General features: G+C 37.8%; 19 protein-coding genes. 10 read left to right on the top strand and 9 right to left on the bottom strand.

The features are described from left to right. Positions 1–52 precede the first annotated feature (52 nt). Positions 53–1,567 carry a GH3 auxin-responsive promoter family protein gene (locus tag B5X51_RS15385; protein WP_079722084.1) on the top strand — a complete coding sequence of 505 codons (1,515 nt, stop codon included), beginning with the start codon at positions 53–55 and terminating at the stop codon, positions 1,565–1,567. A gap of 115 nt (positions 1,568–1,682) precedes the next feature. Here B5X51_RS15385 and hemL read toward each other — a convergent pair whose 3' ends face one another. Genes hemL through B5X51_RS15365 form a run of 4 tightly spaced genes read right to left on the bottom strand, consistent with a single transcriptional unit; the run spans position 1,683 to position 5,099 of the window. Next, positions 1,683–2,972: a glutamate-1-semialdehyde 2,1-aminomutase gene (hemL, locus tag B5X51_RS15380; RefSeq protein ID WP_079722083.1), complete on the bottom strand. Its 1,290-nt coding sequence runs from the start codon at positions 2,970–2,972 to the stop codon at positions 1,683–1,685. A gap of 6 nt (positions 2,973–2,978) precedes the next feature. Continuing rightward, positions 2,979–3,800, bottom strand: coding sequence for a glucosaminidase domain-containing protein (locus B5X51_RS15375; RefSeq protein WP_079722082.1), 822 nt, complete (start codon positions 3,798–3,800; stop codon positions 2,979–2,981). A gap of 4 nt (positions 3,801–3,804) precedes the next feature. Continuing rightward, positions 3,805–4,740 (bottom strand): 1-aminocyclopropane-1-carboxylate deaminase/D-cysteine desulfhydrase, encoded by a 936-nt coding sequence (locus B5X51_RS15370; RefSeq protein WP_079722081.1) that lies wholly within the window; start codon positions 4,738–4,740, stop codon positions 3,805–3,807. Between the two features lie 32 nt (positions 4,741–4,772). Beyond that, on the bottom strand, positions 4,773–5,099 hold the full coding sequence (locus tag B5X51_RS15365; RefSeq protein WP_079722080.1) for a hypothetical protein: 327 nt from the start codon (positions 5,097–5,099) through the stop codon (positions 4,773–4,775). A 32-nt stretch (positions 5,100–5,131) separates the two neighbouring features. Between B5X51_RS15365 and B5X51_RS15980 the strand changes: the two genes are divergently transcribed. Beyond that, entirely contained in the window at positions 5,132–5,302 is a 171-nt protein-coding gene (locus B5X51_RS15980; protein WP_176132772.1) for a C1orf53 family protein, read from the top strand. Here B5X51_RS15980 and B5X51_RS15360 read toward each other — a convergent pair. Then, the gene (locus tag B5X51_RS15360; protein WP_079722079.1) at positions 5,297–5,761 is read right to left on the bottom strand and encodes a copper resistance protein NlpE; all 465 of its coding nucleotides are present in this window, start codon (positions 5,759–5,761) and stop codon (positions 5,297–5,299) included. The genes B5X51_RS15980 and B5X51_RS15360 overlap by 6 nt on opposite strands. A gap of 194 nt (positions 5,762–5,955) precedes the next feature. Between B5X51_RS15360 and B5X51_RS15355 the strand changes: the two genes are divergently transcribed. From B5X51_RS15355 to B5X51_RS15345, 3 genes are all read left to right on the top strand, one after another. Further along, positions 5,956–7,953, top strand: a complete 1,998-nt coding sequence (locus B5X51_RS15355; protein ID WP_079722078.1) for a urocanate hydratase — start codon at positions 5,956–5,958, stop codon at positions 7,951–7,953. Positions 7,954–7,964: 11 nt separating this feature from the next. Continuing rightward, the gene (locus B5X51_RS15350; protein WP_079722077.1) at positions 7,965–8,507 is read left to right on the top strand and encodes a DUF4136 domain-containing protein; all 543 of its coding nucleotides are present in this window, start codon (positions 7,965–7,967) and stop codon (positions 8,505–8,507) included. 130 nt (positions 8,508–8,637) lie between these two features. Beyond that, positions 8,638–10,392 carry an aromatic amino acid hydroxylase gene (locus B5X51_RS15345; protein WP_079722076.1) on the top strand — a complete coding sequence of 585 codons (1,755 nt, stop codon included), beginning with the start codon at positions 8,638–8,640 and terminating at the stop codon, positions 10,390–10,392. Between the two features lie 68 nt (positions 10,393–10,460). Here the strand turns inward: B5X51_RS15345 and B5X51_RS15340 are convergent, their stop codons facing one another. The 3 genes from B5X51_RS15340 to alaS all read right to left on the bottom strand — a co-directional run bounded on the left by B5X51_RS15340 (position 10,461) and on the right by alaS (position 15,117). Then, positions 10,461–11,075 (bottom strand): DUF4230 domain-containing protein, encoded by a 615-nt coding sequence (locus B5X51_RS15340; protein WP_079722075.1) that lies wholly within the window; start codon positions 11,073–11,075, stop codon positions 10,461–10,463. Between the two features lie 292 nt (positions 11,076–11,367). Continuing rightward, entirely contained in the window at positions 11,368–12,336 is a 969-nt protein-coding gene (locus B5X51_RS15335; RefSeq protein WP_079722074.1) for a GSCFA domain-containing protein, read from the bottom strand. 171 nt (positions 12,337–12,507) lie between these two features. Further along, positions 12,508–15,117 carry an alanine--tRNA ligase gene (gene alaS / locus B5X51_RS15330; RefSeq protein WP_079722073.1) on the bottom strand — a complete coding sequence of 870 codons (2,610 nt, stop codon included), beginning with the start codon at positions 15,115–15,117 and terminating at the stop codon, positions 12,508–12,510. A 131-nt stretch (positions 15,118–15,248) separates the two neighbouring features. On the opposite strand from alaS, the gene B5X51_RS15325 reads away from it, so the two are divergent. Genes B5X51_RS15325 through B5X51_RS15305 form a run of 5 tightly spaced genes read left to right on the top strand, consistent with a single transcriptional unit; the run spans position 15,249 to position 18,397 of the window. After that, complete coding sequence (locus B5X51_RS15325) at positions 15,249–16,226, top strand: M23 family metallopeptidase (protein WP_079722072.1); 978 nt, start codon at positions 15,249–15,251, stop codon at positions 16,224–16,226. Further along, positions 16,226–16,555, top strand: coding sequence for a MerR family transcriptional regulator (locus B5X51_RS15320; protein WP_079722071.1), 330 nt, complete (start codon positions 16,226–16,228; stop codon positions 16,553–16,555). Before B5X51_RS15325 ends, B5X51_RS15320 begins: the two co-directional genes overlap by 1 nt. 1 nt (position 16,556) lies before the next feature. Then, positions 16,557–17,153: a LemA family protein gene (locus B5X51_RS15315; RefSeq protein ID WP_079722070.1), complete on the top strand. Its 597-nt coding sequence runs from the start codon at positions 16,557–16,559 to the stop codon at positions 17,151–17,153. A 5-nt stretch (positions 17,154–17,158) separates the two neighbouring features. Continuing rightward, on the top strand, positions 17,159–17,599 hold the full coding sequence (locus tag B5X51_RS15310; RefSeq protein WP_079722069.1) for a TPM domain-containing protein: 441 nt from the start codon (positions 17,159–17,161) through the stop codon (positions 17,597–17,599). Beyond that, positions 17,600–18,397: a TPM domain-containing protein gene (locus B5X51_RS15305; protein WP_079722068.1), complete on the top strand. Its 798-nt coding sequence runs from the start codon at positions 17,600–17,602 to the stop codon at positions 18,395–18,397. Between the two features lie 280 nt (positions 18,398–18,677). Here B5X51_RS15305 and B5X51_RS15300 read toward each other — a convergent pair whose 3' ends face one another. Next, positions 18,678–21,404, bottom strand: coding sequence for an outer membrane beta-barrel protein (locus B5X51_RS15300; RefSeq protein WP_079722067.1), 2,727 nt, complete (start codon positions 21,402–21,404; stop codon positions 18,678–18,680). Positions 21,405–21,448: the final 44 nt, after the last annotated feature.

The following is a 21,448-nucleotide window of genomic DNA, read 5'->3' as shown; positions in this document are numbered from 1 at the left end:
TTATCCAGCCAACCAGCTGAAGCATTCTCAGCGCATAAAGATATAAAGAATAATGCCAATTCCATTAGTAAACTCCGTGGCCTCCTGGTTCCTTAAGAAGCGAATTCACCAAATGGAGTTGTTTATAAAATACCCTCACGAAGTTCAGCATGAGTTGCTTAGAAACTTGCTTTCCAAAGCCAAAAACACTGAAATTGGCAGAAAATATAACTTTAGTGAGATTAAAAACCAGAGCCAGTTTGCAGGCCGGGTTCCTATTCAAAAATATGAAGATTACGAAGCTTGTATTGAACGTAGCCGGCAGGGAGAAAACAATATTTTTTGGCCCACTCCTATAAAATGGTTTGCAAAATCCAGCGGAACTACCAGTGCTAAAAGTAAATTTATACCGGTGAGTGAAGACTCCCTGGAAGATTGTCACTATAATGCCGGAAAAGATCTGCTTTGTATGTATTTAAATAATAATCCGCAGTCACAACTTTTTACAGGGAAAAGCTTAAGATTGGGCGGGAGTAAGGAAATTTATAAGAATAACGGCACGGCTTACGGAGATCTTTCGGCTATTTTAATTGCGAATATGCCTTTCTGGGCGGAGTTTAGCAGCACGCCAAGCAACGAGGTTTCCCTAATGAACGATTGGGAAGTAAAAATGCAGGCGATTGTAAACGAAACCATTAAAGAAAACGTGACCAGCCTGGCCGGTGTTCCCAGTTGGATGCTTGTTCTACTCAATAATATTCTGGAGACCAGCGGTAAAGAAAATCTCTTTGAGGTCTGGCCAAACCTGGAAGTTTATTTTCACGGTGGGGTAAGTTTTGATCCTTATGCGCCACAATATCAAAAGATTTTACCCAAAGAAGATTTTAGGTTTTACGAGATCTATAATGCTTCGGAAGGATTTTTTGCCTGCCAGGATCAAAACGATTCCAAAGAACTTTTACTGATGCTGGATTACGGAATTTACTACGAGTTTATTCCTATGGATAGCTACGGAACTGAAAATGAAAAAGCAATCCCCCTCGCTGAAGTTGAAACCGGGAAAAATTATGCGGTGGTAATCACCACCAATGCGGGCTTATGGAGATATAAAATAGGTGATACCGTTAAATTCACTTCTACCAATCCTTATCGCATAAAAGTTACTGGTAGAACCAAACACCACATAAATGCTTTTGGCGAAGAGTTGATCATTGAAAATGCTGAAGAAGCTTTAAAAAAGACCTCTTTGGTAACTAATTGCGAAATTGTAGATTATACCGCAGCACCTATTTTTATGGAAGGCAAAGAAAAAGGTGCGCACGAATGGATTATAGAATTTAAGAATCCGCCTAAGGATTTTGAAAAATTTAAGCATGAGCTAGATTCGGCCTTACAAGAAGTAAACAGTGATTATGAAGCTAAACGTTATAATAATATGACGCTGAATATGCCGAAAATTCACCAGGCACGTGAAAAGCTTTTTTACGACTGGCTAAAGAAAAATGATAAGCTTGGCGGACAACATAAAATTCCCAGACTTTCTAACTCCAGGGATTATGTTGAAGAGTTATTAGGGATGAATTCTTAGTAAAGGAAAATCACATAATATATAGATTGCCACGTCGGCTATCGCCTCCTCAATGACATAAAGATAAAAACCTCACAGTCCCGCATAGCTATCGGGACTGTGAGGTTTAATTACTCTACAATGTTTTTGAAACTTTATCTACGGTCTCAATCGTCTTATCTAAATCCTCATAAGAAAGGGCATCGCTTATAAACCAGGTTTCATAGGCGCTTGGCGCAATATAAATTCCGTTTTCCAGCATTCCGTGGAAGAATTTATTGAAAGTACCAAGATTTGCAGATGTTGCTGCGGAAGCAAAATCGGTTACGGGTTCTTTCCCAAAGTGTACAGAGATCATAGATCCCACCCTATTTATAGTAAAATCAATATTATTTTCCGTTAGCACTTTTTCCATGCCTTCGTGGAGGTAGGCAGTCTTTTTATCTATACTTTCAAAAATCTCTCTTTTGCTATCCAGTTCAGTAAGCATCGCTAAACCTGCAGCCATCGCCAGCGGATTCCCACTCAAGGTACCTGCCTGGTAAACCGGCCCAACGGGAGCCAGGTACTCCATAATTTCATTCCTGGCCGCAAAAGCACCAACCGGCAAACCACCACCAATCACTTTTCCGAAGCATACAATATCGGCATTCACTCCCATTCTTTCCTGAACTCCTCCTGGGGCAAGTCTAAATCCGGTCATTACCTCATCAAAAACAAGTAGAATCCCTGTTTCATCACAGATCTTTCTTAATCCTTCCAGGAAACCTTCAGCAGGTGGGATACATCCCATATTTCCGGCAACAGGTTCGAGAATAATACAGGAGATCTCATCTTTATTCGCTTCTACCAGCTCCTTTACATTATCAAGGTCGTTGTATTTAGCAAGCAAGGTATCTTTTGCCGTGCCTTGAGTAACACCGGGACTGTTTGGGGTTCCAAAAGTAACGGCACCACTCCCGGCCTGGATTAGAAAAGAATCGCTATGCCCGTGATAACACCCTGCAAACTTGATGATCTTTTCCTTTCCGGTAAATCCGCGAGCAAGTCTTACCGCACTCATGGTGGCTTCGGTTCCGGAATTCACCATCCTTATCTTATCGATATTTGGCACCATCTTTACCGCTAATTCAGCGATTTTGGTTTCAATCTCGGTAGGAGTTCCAAAAGAAGTTCCCTTTTTCGCGATATCTATTACCGCATCAATCACCGGTTTATGGGCGTGACCTAAAATTAATGGTCCCCACGAATTTATATAGTCTATTAATTTATTTCCGTCTTCATCATACAAATAAGGTCCTTCAGCTTTTTTTATAAAAATGGGATCACCTCCCACCGCTTTAAATGCCCTTACCGGGGAGTTTACTCCACCGGGAATTACTTTTTGTGCCAAAGCGAACAATTCGCTACTTCTCTTATAGATCATATTTTTTTATTCTGGAGAGATAATTACCAACATTTGCCCAACGGCTATATTGGTATCTCTTAAATTATTAAATCGCTGTAACTCTTCTACAGTTGTATTGTGTTTTTTGGCAATTGCATACAAGGTATCTCCTTTTTTAACCCTGTAAGTTACAGATTCCGGCTCTTCTGGAGTGTAAGTGTAACTTGGAGATGGCCTTTTTAAAACATCGGCATCAAATTGATAAAGCCGGTAACGCTCTATTAAGCTTATCAATTTATCTGGATATCTTCTATCTGTAGCATAACCTGCTTTTCTTAAACCTCTTGCCCAGCCTTTATAATCGTCTTTATCTAAATCAAAAAGTGCTGCATAGCGTTTTCTTTCGGTTAGAAAAAGAGAATGGTCTCTATACGAATATCTGGCATCCTTATATTTTCTAAAACATTCATCACGAGCATCATCATCGTGATAAACCCGGGCTCCTTTCCAGTCGTGACATTTTATTCCAAAATGATTATTAGCGCGCATGGTTAGATCGCCTTTCCCTCCGCCAGATTCTAAGATTCCCTGTGCCAAAGTTACACTTGCAGGAATATCGTAAAGTCGCATTTCTTCCATGGCAACTGCGGCAAAATCCCTAATATAATCTTCTACGGTGTATAAACGCGGATTTACAGGTGGTAATATTGGTGCTCCCTCCAACGGTTTTACGCCCTCAATCTCTCTGTTTCCGGAAGATTCGGTAATAATTCCTTCTTTTTTACTGGTGACCACTTTTTTCTTGCTCCCGCAGGAAACCGCAAATAATGCACAGAAAAACAAAATAAAAAACCGGTTAAGTCTCATCTTATTAATTGATTAAAGGCAAATTTTTCTTTTTTAAAACGCTGTTCATTCCCGGAATTCCCTGTAAACCTCCTGTATGTATTGCCAGGATCTTACTTCCGGGAGGAAAATATCCAGTTTTTATGAGGTCAAAAATACCAAAAACTAACTTTCCCGTATATACCGGATCTAATTGAATTTGATATTTTTCGTTGAATTTATTAATAAAATTGATCAACTGCGAATCTATCTTAGCATAACCGCCAAAATGATAGTTTAGTATTAATTCCCAATTATTCTTAAATGCGTATTTTTTAATTTCTTCGGAAAGGAAATCTCCTTTTAAAGAAGGAAAACCAAGTATTTTCTGGTTTTTGGCAGAAGCATTTATCAAGCCCGAAAGTGTGCCGCCCGTTCCTGCTGAAGCGGCTATAAAATTGAATTCTTTATCTTTCTCACTCAAAATTTCCTCACATCCTTTTATCGCAAATTTGTTAGTGCCTCCTTCTGGAACCAAATAAAATTCTCCAAATTCTTCAGTTAGTTTCTGCTGAAACGCCAGGGTTTCTTTTTCCCTATAATCATTCCTGGAAACAAAACTGAATTGCATTCCGCAGGAATGGGCAAAATTTAAAGTTCTGTTTTGAGCTAAAGTTTTCTCTAGATTTCCTCCCAATTCTTCCCCCCTAATAATTCCTATAGTTTTTAAGCCCGAAAGTTTCCCCGCGGCTGCAGTAGCTGCAATATGGTTGGAATAAGCCCCTCCAAAAGTTAGTAAAGTATCCTTTTCCTGTTTTTGAGCTTCAAAAATGTTGTATTTAAGCTTCCTGAATTTATTCCCGGAAACTTCAGGATGGAGTAAATCTTCTCGTTTTAAGTAAAGAGAAATTTCATTGGGAAATTCAGCTATAAATTGATTTTCCGAAGAAATTTCAGCATTAAAATTTAAGGATTTTGGCATATTGCAAAGGTCTAAATTCTAGGAATAACCACCTATACAAATTGTAAAAATGCCCAAAATTTACGCTCCTGTATATAATTCTCTTTCATTTCCTGGGTGTAAGCTTCCCGCTCAAAACTAATATTTTTATAAGCTAAAAAACGGTCTTTATATTGTACTAAACGCAAAAGATACTCTATTAAATACCACAGGTAAAATGGGATAATAAGCAGCTCTATTTGTTGCCTAAGATGAATTTTTTCGTGATTTATAAAAGTTTCGTCCTTTTTAAGTTCCGGATTTTTTAAGATCACAAAAGGCCATAAACTTACCCCCTTAAAAGATTTTCCCAGCAGATATTTGTTAACAATTAGAATCATGCGTGGAAGTTAAGAAATTGTATTTTTGCCCTATGAGTTTTTTCAAAAAAAGAGTTCCGCTAGAGGATGGAGATTACTACACCACTCCTGAAGGCTACCGTTGTTTTACCGAACAATATCATTTAAAACGCGGTTATTGCTGTGAGAGTGGTTGCCGGCATTGTCCTTATGGTTTCAATAAAAAAACCGGAAAGCACTCATAAACTATTCACCTTGGTGAGTCTGTATTTAATTGCAGAATCTCCCATAACTTTAGATTCATCTTTAAAAACCTGTAACAGGTAATTTTCACTTACCTGAAAATATAGTTTTTGCCGCTCTCCCAGACTAATGGTATTCCCCTGCTTATTCCATTCAAATTTTCCGGTTTGATTAATGTTGCTTTCTTCAGCTTCTTTTTTTCCCAGATAATGTTGAGATAACACATAATCTAAATTCTGTTTTAACCGAATGCTGGTTTCAATGCCATCACAATCTTCACAAGGTAAAACACCTTCATAAACACCGCCCCAATCCAGCGAGTTTCGAGAATTATGGGCATTATCTGGCTTAGTGCCTATTTTTTCCGCAGAACTTTCTAACGAATTATTTTCTGGAGTTTTCTCTTGATCCTTACAGGAAATAAAGCAAAAAACAGCGAGTAACAGTATAAGGCTTTTCATCTATATAAAAGTTGATAAATTATTGATTTGGTATATCAAAGCGGTTAACGACAGTCATGATATTTTAAACACTCATTTTAGACATTCGCAATTTTAATCTAAAAAAGAGTACTAAATTTATAGAAAATGAATTTTAAAACTTCTTAATTTAACATTTCTTACTAATATTGAACTCTATTGCAAACAAAAATTAAATGGATTTTAAAGCGAAAATACTTCAGGGAATACCCAATGAACTCCCTCCCAAAAAAGAATATGACTCCTCGGTAAATCACGCACCTAAACGCAAGGCTATTTTAAATGCTGAAGAAAAACAATTAGCGCTTCAAAATGCCCTGCGGTATTTTGAAGAAAAACATCACCGGGTATTACTGCCCGAGTTTAAAGAGGAATTAGAGAAATACGGGAGAATTTATATGTATCGCCTGAAGCCGGACTATGATATGCATGCTAGAAATATTAAAGAATATCCGGGAAATAGCACTCAGGCAAAAGGAATTATGTTAATGATTCAAAACAACCTGGATCCCAAAGTAGCGCAACATCCCGATGAATTGATTACTTACGGTGGCAACGGTGCAGTTTTTCAAAATTGGGCACAATACCTACTCACTTTGCAATATTTAGCCGAAATGGAAAACGATCAGACTTTAGTGATGTATTCCGGCCACCCAATGGGCTTGTTCCCTTCTCATGAAAATGCCCCAAGAGTAGTTGTCACTAACGGAATGATGATTCCTAATTATTCAAAACCCAATGACTGGGAAAAATTTAATGCCCTGGGAGTAACTCAGTATGGGCAAATGACGGCGGGAAGTTATATGTACATTGGTCCGCAAGGAATTGTTCACGGAACCACGATTACAGTCTTAAACGCCGGAAGAAAAATATCAAGATCGGGAGAAGGCCTGGAAGGAAAATTATTTGTGACTTCCGGTCTTGGCGGAATGAGCGGTGCGCAACCCAAAGCCGGAAATATTGCCGGTTGTATTACGGTTTGTGCCGAGGTAAATCCCAAAGCAACAAAAACCCGACATAGCCAGGGCTGGGTAGACGAAGTGATCTCTGATTTAGAAAAACTTGCCAAAAGAGTTCAGGAAGCAAAAGCCAATAAAGAAGTAGTTTCTATCGCTTTCCAGGGAAATATTGTAGAGGTATGGGAATATTTTGAGAAAGAGAATATTTATATCGATTTAGGAAGTGACCAGACTTCACTGCACAATCCCTGGGCCGGTGGTTATTATCCGTCAGGCTTAAGTTTAGAAGAGGCCAATACTATGATGGCTGAGGAGCCTGAAAAATTTAAAGAAAAAGTTCAGGAAAGTTTAAAAAGACAAACTGCGGCAATTAATAAACATACCGCTAAAGGAACCTATTTCTTTGATTACGGAAATGCTTTCTTACTGGAAGCTTCACGTGCGGGAGCTGATATTTTAGCTAAAAACGGCAAGGATTTAAAATACCCGAGTTACGTACAGGATATTATGGGACCCATGTGTTTTGATTACGGGTTTGGGCCTTTTAGGTGGGTTTGTGCTTCAGGAAAAGAAGAAGATCTGGATAAAACCGATAAGATCGCAACTCAGGTTTTAGAAGAACTTAAAAAGAATTCACCGGAGGAAATTCAGCAGCAAATGGCCGATAATATTCAATGGATAAAAGGGGCGCGTGAAAATAAACTGGTAGTAGGATCTAAAGCCAGGATCCTCTATGCCGATGCTGAAGGCCGCATGAAAATAGCCAAAGCTTTTAATGATGCTATTGGTAAAGGTGAAATTGGAACTGTCATTTTAGGCCGCGATCATCACGATGTTTCCGGAACAGATTCCCCTTACCGCGAAACCTCAAACATCTATGATGGCTCTCAATTTACAGCCGATATGGCTATACAAAATGTAATTGGAGATAGCTTTAGAGGTGCTACCTGGGTAAGCATTCATAACGGTGGTGGCGTTGGCTGGGGCGAGGTTATTAATGGTGGCTTTGGTATGATTCTTGAAGGAAATAAAGCATCAGAGCAGCGTTTAAAATCTATGCTTTTCTGGGATGTGAACAATGGAATTGCCCGCCGAAGCTGGGCCCGAAATAAAGAAGCGGTTTTCACTGCAAAAAGGGCTATGCAAATGGAACCAAAACTAAAAATAACAATCCCAAACCTGGTAGATCCAGCTCTTTTTGACATTAACACCTAAAATTATATTTTATGAAAGTCTTAAAAATTACTCCGGTTTTCTTACTGTTGGCTATACTGCTAACTTCCTGTAGTAGCGTAAGGGTTGCTTCAGATTATGACAGGGAAGTAAACTTTAACCAATATGAAAGCTACGCATTCTTTAAACCCGGAATAGACAAAGCCGAAATTTCAGATTTGGATAAAAAAAGAATCCTTAGAGCTATAGAATCCGAGATGCAGCGTAAAGGTTTTACCAAATCAGAGAATCCAGATCTTTTGGTTAGTATTTTTACAAAAACGAATGAAAATATAAATATCTACCAGAACAACATGATGGGCTGGGGTTATGGTTGGGGTTGGCACCCATGGTACTGGGGCTCCGGCTTTAATACCGTAAACCGCACCAGCGAAGGCACTCTTTATATAGATCTTATTGATGCTGAAGGAAAAGAACTGGTTTGGCAGGGAATGGGTACTGCTGCTTTAGCAAGCAACGTTAATAAAAAACAAGAAAGAATAAATGAGATTGTTCGGGAAATACTAGAAAAGTATCCTCCAGAAATGAACAAATAACCCAACAGATTTTTTTTACAAAAACGCCCCTTTTACAGGGGTGTTTTTATTTTTAAGCACATTTAGTTATCATTTTACGAATTTCAGCTTAATTCCCTATCTTTATATTGAATTTTAGTTAATTATAATTATGCTTCATAAAATCGAATCTAATCCTATTTTAGACCGCTTGCCGGCCCATCTTCAGCAATATATAAAACCACAAAATTACGATGATTATTCCCCTATTAATCACGCAGTTTGGCGTTATGTAATGCGCAAAAATGTTGATTACCTAAGTAAAGTTGCTCACGAATCTTATTTGGAAGGCTTAAAACAAACCGGGATTTCTATAGATCATATTCCAAATATGTATGGAATGAACCGAATTTTAAAAGAAATTGGCTGGGCGGCTGTAGCTGTAGATGGTTTTATTCCACCGGCTGCTTTTATGGAGTTTCAGGCGTTTAATGTTTTGGTAATTGCCAGCGATATTCGCCAGCTAGAGCATATAGAATATACCCCGGCACCCGATATTATTCACGAAGGTGCAGGCCACGCACCCATTATTGCCAATCCCGAATATGCCGAATATCTTAGGCGTTTTGGTGAAATTGGCTGCAAAGCAATTTCTAGCGCCAGGGATTATGAAATATATGAAGCCATAAGGCATCTTTCTATCATTAAAGAAGCTGAAGATACACCGCAACAAGAAATTGAAGCAGCAGAGAAAAAGGTGGATCAACTTCAAAATGAAATCGCCGAACTCAGTGAAATGGCGCAAATACGAAATCTGCACTGGTGGACGGTTGAGTACGGGTTAATTGGTACACTTGAAAATCCTAAAATTTATGGTGCAGGTTTACTATCCTCTATTGGAGAAAGTGCCTGGTGCATGACAGATAAGGTGAAGAAAATCCCATATTCTATAGATGCGTGCAAACAGGAGTTTGACATTACCAAACCTCAACCTCAACTATATGTAACGCCAGATTTTGCTCATTTAAGTTTAGTTTTAGAAGAATTTGCAAATAAAATGGCTTTAAGAAAGGGCGGATTAGAAGGAATTCAAAAATTGATAAATTCTAAAAATCTTGGCTCTATAGAATTGAGTACTGGTTTGCAAATTTCGGGAGATTTTTCTAAAGTCATTGAACATGAAGGCAAGCCTATTTACATCCAAACTTCAGGAAAGACAGCTCTTTCATACCGGGAAAAAGAACTGGTTGGACACGGTATAAAAAATCATAAAGAAGGCTTTGGCTCTCCAATTGGTGCTTTAAAAGGAATCAATTTAGCCATTGAAGATATGAGTCCGCGCGATCTTAGCGCTTATGGAATTTATGAAGGAAAAAAGATAGCGTTGGAGTTTGAAGGAGGTATAAATGTAACTGGAGAAATTATTACCGGCACCAGGAACCTGCAGGGAAAAATAATCCTTATAAGTCTTAAAAATTGCACAGTCACTTATGGCGATGAAGTTCTTTTTAAACCCGAATGGGGCAAGTACGATATGGCTATTGGAAAAGAAGTAATTTCGGCATTTGCGGGACCTGCCGATAGTCTTTCGTTCGATTTGATTACGCATAAAACTTCCAGTACAACAATTAAGAGTAAAGTAACCCCAGAGCGTGAAGAACTTGCTTCTCTGTACGCTTCGGTTAGAAATATTAGAGAGGGAAAGAATGCTAAATTCTCTCTGGATGCTGCTTTAGAGCTTGTAAAAAAAGGGCATCCAAAAGATTGGTTGCTCTCTGTTGAAGTTTATGAACTAGCAGTAGGAAAAGATGAAAAACTCGCGAAAGAAGCATTACAAAATTTAGAGAATGTAAAATCCCGGAGACCCGATATTTCGCATTTAATTGATGGGGGAGTTAATCTAATTGATGCAGAACTGGTGAAATAAGCTTGATCCCATAAAATTTGAAGGCTCAATCAATTATCTAATAGAATTTAATCTCGATTATCGAGTAGTTAAAGCTTTATCTTTTCCAATTCTTCTGAATCATTAAATCTCTGATCGTTGTATTGCAGTGTCCAGCCCATAGAATTGGTTAAAATATAGATCTTTTGCAATTCACTAATCAACCTATTTTTAGCATTAGACTTCAATGAAGATGCTTCTACCTTTTCCCTGATAGATTTATCTATTCGGTTTTTAATTTTGTTATGATCTTCAGCATCAAACTGGTTTAAATAATCCTGGGTAACATCATAATATTTAATCTCGGGGTTTATTGTGATTTCTTCTTTAGGAATAGCGGTAATACGCACAATCTTATTTTCTTCATCAATTTCAGTCCTCAACTTACTAAGATCGTAAGCTACCGTTACGCTTGCATTTACAATAATAAGTGCCTTCTTTCTAGCCGAAAAGATATCGAGATAAAACTTTTTTGAATTTTTGTAGGAATATACCTGCGAAAAAGTACCCTCAGTCACTACTAGTTTACCAACATTTTTTATTTGTTGCTGTAACAAGGCGGTGCTTTCTTCTAATTCATCCCGTTCCTGATTTCTATTTTCACAATAACGTAAGCCGAAAACAACCAGTAATACCAGAAAAGCTCCAATAAGAAAATTTCTCATTTATCAATTTTTTCTAAAGGTACAAAGATTGCAAATTTTGGGGTTTCTGAAGAAAACCTTATCTATATAAAATACTTATGGACGGCCCCACCCGTCCATAAGTTTTTAAAATTTCTAAAATCTACCCCAACAAATTCTAGAAAACGAATTAAGATATTCATCCAATAAAATCAGACTTTTCAGCCTTTAATTTTCAAGGACTTACACCTTAAATTCTAATTAAAAATACAAAATATTTCTATACAAAGTCAAGAGAAAAATAATATTAAAGAATTTTTTTAACGAATTTAATCTAGAAATCCAAATGAGGGTAGTGCTTTTTAAGCATAGAAATTTGAGATTTTAATTTCTCTAAAAAGCGGGAATGCGCTTTAGAATTAGGGTTAAATGGACGATGCGCCAGGCCATTTTGAATGTTTCTCACCTCTTTTAAAATTGCAAAAGAATTTTTAGAAAACCAGGTCTGTATAAATCGTTCCCAAATATAATCTATGGCCATTGGTGAAGGATGCAGCATGTCTTCAGCATAAAACCTATAATCCCTAAGCTCGTCCATCATCAGTTCATAGGATGGAAAATAAAGCTCCCTAATCCCCAAAGGGAAAATTGATTTTTTATTTTCTAATAGATTATGGATTGCGGTAATTAAGTGCGCCTTGCTTCGTTGGTTCTCAACAAACCCATCTTTGATATGCCGCACCGGAGAAACTGTAAAAATCACAGTAATTGTAGGATTAATTTCTTCGAGGAAGAATATAATATTACTCAAAGAAACTTCTATCTCTTCCACTGACTGTAGTTCCTTCCTAAATTTCTTCTGAGGAACTTTATGACAATTAGCTACACTCTGATTGCTTTCCAAATGATAGTAACTCCAGGCCGTACCCAAAGTAATGATCAAATGTGAACTTTGTTTTAAGAATTCAAGAGCGTTCTTTAATGCTGAATTTAGGTTCTTCAGTAAAACCACAGCATCAGGATCACTTAAGGAAGAATGAGCATCAAAACAATGCCAACGTTCCTGATATTCAAAAATATCACTTTCAGTATAAAGCTCGTCTTCACTAAGCTTCTTAAAAAACTTTTCAATAGCTAAAGGATGGAATAAAATACCGAAGGGATTCTGTGAATTTTGTAACTTATAGAAGTCCAGTTTTTTTCCAATATTCTCTACAAAACAGGAACCAATAAGAAAGATCTTAGACTTATAATCTATCTTAGGTTCAGCCTCGTTTATAGGTATTTTGGTCCTGAATTCCATAGAATTTATATAGAACCTGTCTGAAAAGGTATAAAAACCGTCATCTTGAATTTATTTCATAGCCTGTCCCGATTTTTATCGGGGATCTAACGTACTGGTAATCAAAAAATATGTTAGAAGCTGAAACAAGTTCAGCTTGACGAAAATAGACTTTTCAGACATCCTCGTGCTTTATTTTACATAAACCTGCGATTCCTGCAAAGCCTCATTAATTCCTTCCGGTTTTTTACCACCCGCAGTTGCAAAAAACGGCTGGCCACCGCCACCGCCTTGAATATATTTGCCCAGGTCTTTTACGATTTTCCCTGCGTGCAGGTCTTTTTCTTTTGCCAGGTCTTTAGAAATATAGCAGCTTAAAAGTGCTTTTCCATTTTGCTCGGTCCCAAATAACAAAAATAAATTATCAAATTCATCCCCTAACTGGAAAGCAAGGTCTTTTATGCCACCGGCATCAAGATCAACCTTTTTAGCCAGGAAATTGACTCCGTTTATTTCAGAAATTTCAGACTTTAATTCGGCTTTTAGGTTTTTGGCTTTATCTTTTAGCAAAGCTTCCACCTGCTTTTTTAATGCTGCATTTTCGTCCTGTAAAGTATTTACCGCTTTTACCGGGTCTTTTGCATTTTTAAGTTGCGTTTTTATTTCCTCTAAAACCTCATCCTGGTTAGCAAAATAATCTTTTACAGCTTCCCCTGTAATCGCTTCAATCCTCCTAATTCCAGAAGCTACAGCGCCTTCAGAGGTGATTTTAAAATGCCATATTTCTGAAGTATTCTTTACATGAATCCCACCACAAAGCTCCATAGATTCTCCAAAACGAATGGCACGAACAGCATCCCCGTATTTTTCACCAAAAAGCGCCAAAGCGCCCTGGTTCACAGCTTCCTTAAATGGAATACTTCTATGCTCTTCTAAAGGCAATTGCTCGTTAATACGCTGATTTACGAGTTTTTCAACTTGCTCAAGTTCAGCTTTGTTAACCTTGCTGAAATGAGAAAAATCAAAACGCAAATAATCTCCTTTAACCAGAGAACCTTTTTGCTCTACGTGAGTTCCCAAAACTTCACGAAGCGCCTGGTGCAGTAAATGCGTAGCGGTATGATTAGCCGCCGTAGCTGCACGATTTTTTGAATTTACAACCGCCTTAAATTTACCTTTTGGATTCTTAGGAAGCGATTTAGCAAAATGAACAATTAAGTTGTTTTCCTTTTTAGTATCAGTAATTTCAATCTTATTGTTTTCACTATCTACCAGGAAACCTTTATCTCCAACCTGGCCGCCACCTTCCGGGTAAAACGGAGTTTGCGTAAGTACAATCTGATATAATGCCCCTTTTTTGCTTTCCACTTTTCGGTATCGTGCAATTTGGGCTTCTGCTTCTAAATGATCATAACCCACAAATGCATCAGCATTTACCGGATTTATTTCCTCCCAATCTCCGGCAGTAACCTGGGTTGCCGCACGAGACCTGTCTTTTTGTTCTTTAAGTTGAACTTCAAATTCCTTTTGATCAAGATCGAATCCGCGTTCACGTAAAATCAGCGCAGTTAGATCTATAGGGAAACCAAAAGTATCATAAAGCTCAAATGCTTTTTTCCCAGAAACGGTTTTTCCTTTGGTTTCTGAAATTATATTTTCCAGTAAAATCAAACCCTGATCTAATGTCCTTAAAAAAGACTGTTCTTCTTCCCTAATTACGTTTTCACATAAGGTTTTTTGAGATTTAAGTTCAGGAAATGCTTCGCCCATTTGTTTGCTTAGCACTGCTACCAACTTATAAATAAAAGGCTCTTTAGTATCTAAAAACGTAAATCCGTAGCGAATGGCACGTCTTAAAATTCTTCTAATTACATAGCCTGCGCCTGTATTTGAAGGCAGCTGGCCATCGGCAATAGAAAAAGCTACCGCTCTCACGTGATCTGCAATCACGCGAATCGCGATATCGGTTTTTTCTGATTTTCCGTATGGGGAGTTGGTGATTTTTTCAAGTTCAGCAATTAACGGGGTAAAAACATCGGTATCGTAATTAGATTGTTTTGCCTGTAAGACGGTACATAAACGCTCAAAGCCCATCCCGGTATCAATATGCTTAGCAGGTAATTCTACCAGAGAACCATCGGCTTTTCTATTATATTGCATAAAAACCAGGTTCCAGATCTCTATTACCTGCGGGTGATCTTCATTCACCAATTCTCTTCCAGGTTTTTTAGCTTTTTCAGCTTCAGATCGAATATCAATATGAATTTCAGAACAAGGCCCGCAGGGTCCCTGGTCTCCCATTTCCCAAAAATTATCCTTTTTATCCCCATATACAATACGATCTTCAGGAACAATTTCTTTCCAAAGATCCAGGGCTTCGGTATCTAAACCTAATTTATCTTCTTTGCTTCCTTCAAAAACAGAAACATAAAGATTTTCTGGAGCAATTTTAAAAACTTCGGTTAACAATTCCCAGGACCACTGTATAGCTTCCTTCTTAAAATAATCGCCAAAGCTCCAGTTTCCTAACATCTCAAACATTGTGTGATGGTAGGTATCCATCCCAACTTCTTCCAAATCGTTATGTTTCCCGCTTACACGAAGGCATTTTTGACTATCGGTAAGACGAGAACTGGAAGGCTTACTATTTCCCAGAAAATACTCCTTAAACTGAACCATCCCAGCATTGGTAAACATAAGCGTAGGATCGTCTTTTAGCACCATTGGCGCCGAAGGAACGATTTTATGAGATTTGGACTTAAAAAATTCTAAAAACTGGCTTCTTATTTCCTGAGATTTCATCTACTTAATCTAATCTTAAATTATTAATTGTGTTGGTGCTGCAACAATTTCCTATATTTGTTCGTTTACCAGACTTAACTTAGCACGGTAATTGCTTAGTATTGTTGGCAAAAATAGCATAAATTTGACTCATGTCGAAGGTTAAATATCATTACGATAGCGAGACGCAATCCTACAGAAAAATTGAACGCCGAAAAGGCCGCCGAATAGGGATTGTATTGCTTAGTGTGTTAGGATCTTTCCTTGCCGGTTTTCTATTACTGGTTATTTATTTAAATATTCCGCAGATTGAGACGCCTAAAGAAAAAGCACTAAAACGAGAACTCCAAAATATGGAGTTACAATATGGTTTGCTTAATAAAAAAATGAGTCAGATCCAGAATGTACTTGCCAATATTGAAGATAGGGATAATAATATTTACCGGGTATATTTTGAAGTGAATCCTATTCCTGAAGAGCAAAGGCTTGCAGGGTTTGGTGGGATAAACCGCTATAAAGACCTGGAAGGATTTGACAACTCTAAATTGATTATTGAGACCAGCAAACGAATGGATATTCTTAGCAAGCAGTTGGTAGTACAATCTAAATCTTTAGATGAAATTGCCGAATTGGCTAAAGAAAAAGAAAGTTTATTATCTGCCGTTCCAGCAATACAGCCTGTAAAAAATGAAGATCTAAGCAGGATTGCTTCCGGTTACGGCTGGAGAACCGATCCGTTTACAAAAGTAAGGAAATTTCATCATGGGATGGATTTTACTGCTCCTAGGGGCACACCCATTTATGCTACCGGAAATGGCCGTATAACCAGAGCCGACAATAGATCTACCGGATATGGAAATCATATAAGAATAGACCACGGCTATGGATACACCAGCCTATACGCCCATTTATACAAATATAATGTAAGGGTTGGGCAACGCGTACAACGTGGGGACATTATAGGCTATATAGGTAGTACCGGCAGGTCCCAGGGACCACATTTGCACTATGAAATCTTTAAGGATGACCGCCGAATTAACCCGATTAACTTTTACTATGGCCATCTTTCTCCCGAAGAGTTTGACAAGGTTCTGGAAAAAGCACAACAAGAAAACCAATCGCTAGATTAATGCACCTTAACTTACCAGATAAAAGATATTATGGAATTGGCGAAGTTGCTGAAGCCTTTAAGGTAAACACTTCCTTAATTCGCTTCTGGGAAAAGGAATTTGATGTAATTAAACCAAAAAAAAACGCCAAGGGAAATCGCAAATTTACCCCCGAGGATATTAAGAATTTAGAGCTTATATATCACCTGGTTAAAGAACGCGGATTTACCCTGGAAGGTGCAAAAACACATTTAAAAGAAGAAAAACAAAAAACCCTTAGCAACTTCGAGATAATTCGAAAGCTAGAAGGGGTAAAAGCAAAACTAATCAATCTTAAAAATCAGTTATAAAATGAAAAAATGGTTAATTCCTGTAATAGTTATTGTAGTTCTGGGTATTATAGTTTACAGCCTTACCGCAGGCGTAAATAACACCGCAGTAGAATATGAAGAAAGTGTTTTAAAGAATTGGGCTGATGTTGAAAATGCCTATCAACGTAGAAGTGACCTTATCCCGAATTTGGTGAGTACCGTAGAAGGTTCAGCCGATTTTGAACGTGGGACGCTTACCGATGTAATTGAAGCCCGTGCTAAAGCCACTTCTGTAAATGTTGATGCCGGAAATTTAAATCCTGAACAAATTCAGCAATTCCAGCAGGCACAAGGCGGATTATCTTCAGCTTTATCAAGACTTTTAGTTTCTGTTGAAAGATATCCCGATATAAAATCGAATCAAAACTTTCTTCAATTACAATCACAATTAGAAGGAACCGAAAACCGTATTAGTGTAGCGAGAAATCGTTATAACGAAGCGGTAAGACAATACAATACCTATATTAGAAAATTCCCGAATAATATTTTTGCCGGAATGTTCGGTTTTGAAAGAAAAGCACCATTTGAAGCAGAAGAAGGTGCAGAAAACGCCCCCGATGTTGAATTTGATTTTTAATTGCTATGAGTAAAGTTGAAGATTTTTTAAGTAAAAAAGACGAAGAAGAAATCATTGAAGCCATTAGGAAAGCAGAAAGCCACACCTCTGGCGAGGTAAGGGTTCACCTGGAAAAAACCACCGGCGAAAAAGATATTTTTGATCGCGCTATGGAAGTTTTTCATATGCTAAAAATGGATAATACCAAGCACGATAATGGCGTGCTTATTTATGTTGCTGTAGAAGATCACAATTTTGTGATCTATGGCGATAAAGGTATTAATGATGTAGTTCCAGACGATTTTTGGGAAAGCACCAAAGATGCCATTGTAGATAAATTTAAAAAGGGAGAATTTAAGCAAGGCCTGGTAAATGGTATTCTAACCGCAGGCCAGCAACTTAAAAAACATTTTCCGTATAGTGATGACACCCGAGACGAACTCTCCAACGAAATTTCAAAAGGATAAATGCCACATTTCAATAAAAGATTCAAAGTACTATTTCTGTTTTTCCTCGTTTTTTCGGGTTTTATATTTGCACAGCGCGATATTCCACCTAAACCGGCAGAAGAAACCAGTGTTTACGATGGAGCCGATATTTTATCTTCTTCTGAAGAAAAACAGTTAGAACAAAAGCTAATTAACTATGCCGATACCACTTCAACTCAAATCGTAATCGCTACAATAGCGTCTTTACAAGGCGAATATGAAGGTGTCTACGCTGCAGAATGGGCGCAGGAATGGGGAATTGGACAAAATGAAAAAGATAACGGTCTTTTAGTACTGGTTGCCGAGAACGACCGTAAAATTTGGATTACCACAGGATATGGACTGGAAGAATATCTTACTGATGCTCGCAGTAAACAAATAATTGAACAGGTAATTCTTCCTGAATTTAGGAACGGCAGTTATTACAACGGCCTGGACGCAGGAACTACTGCTATTTTCCAGGTATTATCAGGCACTTTTAAAGGCACACCGCAAGCGCAAAATTCAGAAAGAGGTTTTCCCCTCCAAGGAATTGTTATGCTAATTATTTTTGTGGTCATTATTATTTCGTTTTTTAAACGGCGTGGCGGCGGTGGTCGTAACGGTGGCCGAAGAAGCGCAGGAGACACTTTCCTAGATGCTATTATCTTAAGCTCTCTAGGGCGCGGTACTTTTGGCGGAGGCAGCTCTGGTGGAGGTTTTGGCGGTGGAGGCGGCTTTAGTGGCGGTTTCGGCGGCGGAGGCTTTGGCGGCGGCGGTGCCGGTGGAAGCTGGTAGTTTTAGTTAGCAGTAATTCAGTTGGCAGTGTGAAGCCAATAGGCAGTTCTCAGTCCTACAATTTAGTGAGGTTATAATCGGAAAGTAATTTTCCTCAAATTCAATTTAGAATTTCATAAAGCTCCTTCCCTTTTTTCAAAGGGAGGAAGCCCTAGGCTGGAGGAATAACTTCCTAAAAAAGCCGTATGGAATTCCAAATTGGAATATGGAACCATCCCTTTCTTCAGCGCTGCTGAATTTATTCCCCTCCTTGCAAGGAGGGGAGCAATTATATATAACTCTACCTTCTTCTCATTCTACTGTTAGGCATACTACCACCTCCAAAATTGCTAAGCTTGTAAGTGAAACTCAGCATTGCATATTGGGTTAGTATAAGACTGCTGGAGTCTTGTATAAAATCGTCTCCTATAGTGCGTCGCGTATCAATATTCTGATCTAAAACATCAAAAACAGTTACTTTTAAAGTAGCATCATCGTTTAGAAACTGGTACCCCAGACTCATGTTCCATAAAAGCGAAGTATTATCAAAACCCGGAGAAACATTTCCGAAATAATTATAGGAAATATCGTTTCCAAAAACCACATTTTTTGGCCAATAGGAAGTGGCTTCAAAACCAATACGATGATTTATAAAATCTTCATTTCTATTAGCATTAATATCGTACTTAGTGCTATTATAGGTTAGTTCGTAACTTGGATTAAGGTCAAATAACTCTTCAATGCCATAGGTTAAACGAATACTGGGACTTACAGAATAACGCTCTGCTTTATATTGCACTGCGTTGGTAAAACCTATGTTTTTATTATAATTACCATTTAATCCCGCTCTGTACCTAAACTCCCGGCCATCTACTTTGTATTGTTTACTATAAAAAGAACCAAGATTTAAATTTACAGCTCCATCTACATTGGTATAAGTGGTATTTCTAACTAAATCTTCGTTTATTGTTGTAACAGAAACTACATTATTATTAGTAAAACTGGCCCTTAGCCAACTAAAAACACCCGTTCGTGTGGCAAAATTATAATTTCGATAATTCAGCCTTATATTTTGCTCATAGGTAGGACTTAACTCGGGGTTACCTACAATAATATTTAAAGGATTCGTTCGGTTTACTACCGGTTGCAACTGGTTAATTGAGGGAATATTCACATCAGTATCATACCGTATAGACAAGCTTTTTGAACGTTCTATCTCATAGCGAACTTCAGCGCGCATAAATAAATTATCATAAGTATTCTCAAAAGTAGTGGATTCTAAAAAATTGTTATTTTCCAGACTGGTATGCAATAGGCCAAAATTGGTATTAATTCGCCAGGTTTCTCCTTCATAATTTAAACCCAGGCTAGGAATATGCCTTCTACTGATTACTTCAAAATCACTACTTAAAAGCTGATTAAGAGAATTATAAGTTCCCACTGCTCCTTCAGATTCGTATACATAGCGCTTATTAGTTGCGTTCTCGTATTCAAAATCATAAGAAACATCGAAAAATAGCTGATCTGCTAAAACGCTACGTTGGTTAGCCTCGAAATTATAGGAGTTCCTATCTTGATCTTCGTCTATAAACTGATCTTGAATTTCGGTAACTTCTTCGTTATTTTCAAAGAATACACTTTCTGAATAATAAAAATTATCATTCTCCTGCCTGCTATGATTATTAGAGAACTCCATTTGAAGATATGCGCCCCTACTACCAAAACGTTTAATAAAATCTATCCCATTATTAAAATTTGCACTTTGTAATTCTTCGTTATCAAAAGTCTCGGTATTATTTATAAGATTCTGGTCTCCATCCAAAGATTCTGTAAAGCTATTACGCAACGAATTCCCTGAATTAATATTGAAATTCGGCCTTATAGAAAGCCTTGTAAGCGAATCAAACTCAACTTCAAAACGAACATTAGCCCGATGACTGTTATTAATTAAATTACTCTCTTGATTAGAATTAGTAAAATATCGGGAATCAGGCAGAATGTTTTCCCGCTGAACTGAAGTGCGTCTTTCGGTATCGTTTTTCCCAAAAAAATAATCAGCACTTAATTTAATTTTATCATCCCATTTATTCACAAAATTAAGCCCTGCTGTTTCGGCTTTTGTTATGCCACCTCCATTGCTGCCAAAAACATTCCTTCCAGAGCTACGGCCCATCATACCATAAACTTCATCGTAACTAAATCCTGAGCTATTAATATTATTTGAGCTTGTTAATACGCTTAATCTAAGATTATCTTTAAAATAGTTGCCAATTGCACTAAGTTCATAACGCTCATTAGTTCCTCCGCCGGCAGTTGCCCTGCTAAAATACCCCTTATTCTTATCTTCTTTTACGGTTATATTTACGGTCTTATTATCTGGATCTCCAGCTTTCCCGGTAAATTCTTCTGAACGGGTTTTAGTATCGGTTACCTGTATTTTATCAATAATTTCTTTCGGAAGATTTTTAGTAGCAATTTTAGGGTCGTCACCAAAAAATTCTTCTCCGTTTACAAGAATCCTTGATACCGGCTTGCCATTTATGGTAATCTCACCATTATTACTTACTTCTACGCCGGGTAGTTTTCGCATTAACTCCTCCAAATTTGCATCCTGCCGGGTATTAAAAGAATCAGCATTAAACTCCAGGGTATCTCTTTTAATTGTTACTGGAGCCCGGGAAGAAGTAATTGTTATTTCATCTAAAGCATTATCGGCCACCTGCATTTTTATTGTACCCAGGTTGAGTTCTTCAGCAATTTCTACCTTCTGGCTATGAGTTTTAAACCCGGCATAAGAAATGAGTAAATTAATAAGTTCAGGCTTGCCTTTTCCGGCAAGTTGAAAGCTACCGGACTTATCTGAAATAGTGTACGTAACCAAACTACTGTCTGCAGGCTTTTCAAGGTAAACCGTGGCTGACTCCAGGGGTTCACCCTCTGGGCTGGTTACTATTCCATTAATTTCAAAATTTTGAGCTGTTAGGTTTCCCACCAGGAAAAGTAAGGCAAACGATAAAAGAATTCTCATTTAGAGTGTAGATGTTAAACTGTGAATAAACCAAGACAATAGCA

Origin of the sequence: Salegentibacter holothuriorum, from assembly GCF_900168045.1 — a bacterium.
Classification (GTDB): Bacteria; Bacteroidota; Bacteroidia; order Flavobacteriales; family Flavobacteriaceae; genus Salegentibacter; species Salegentibacter holothuriorum.
This window is presented reverse-complemented; position numbering and strand designations above follow the sequence as displayed.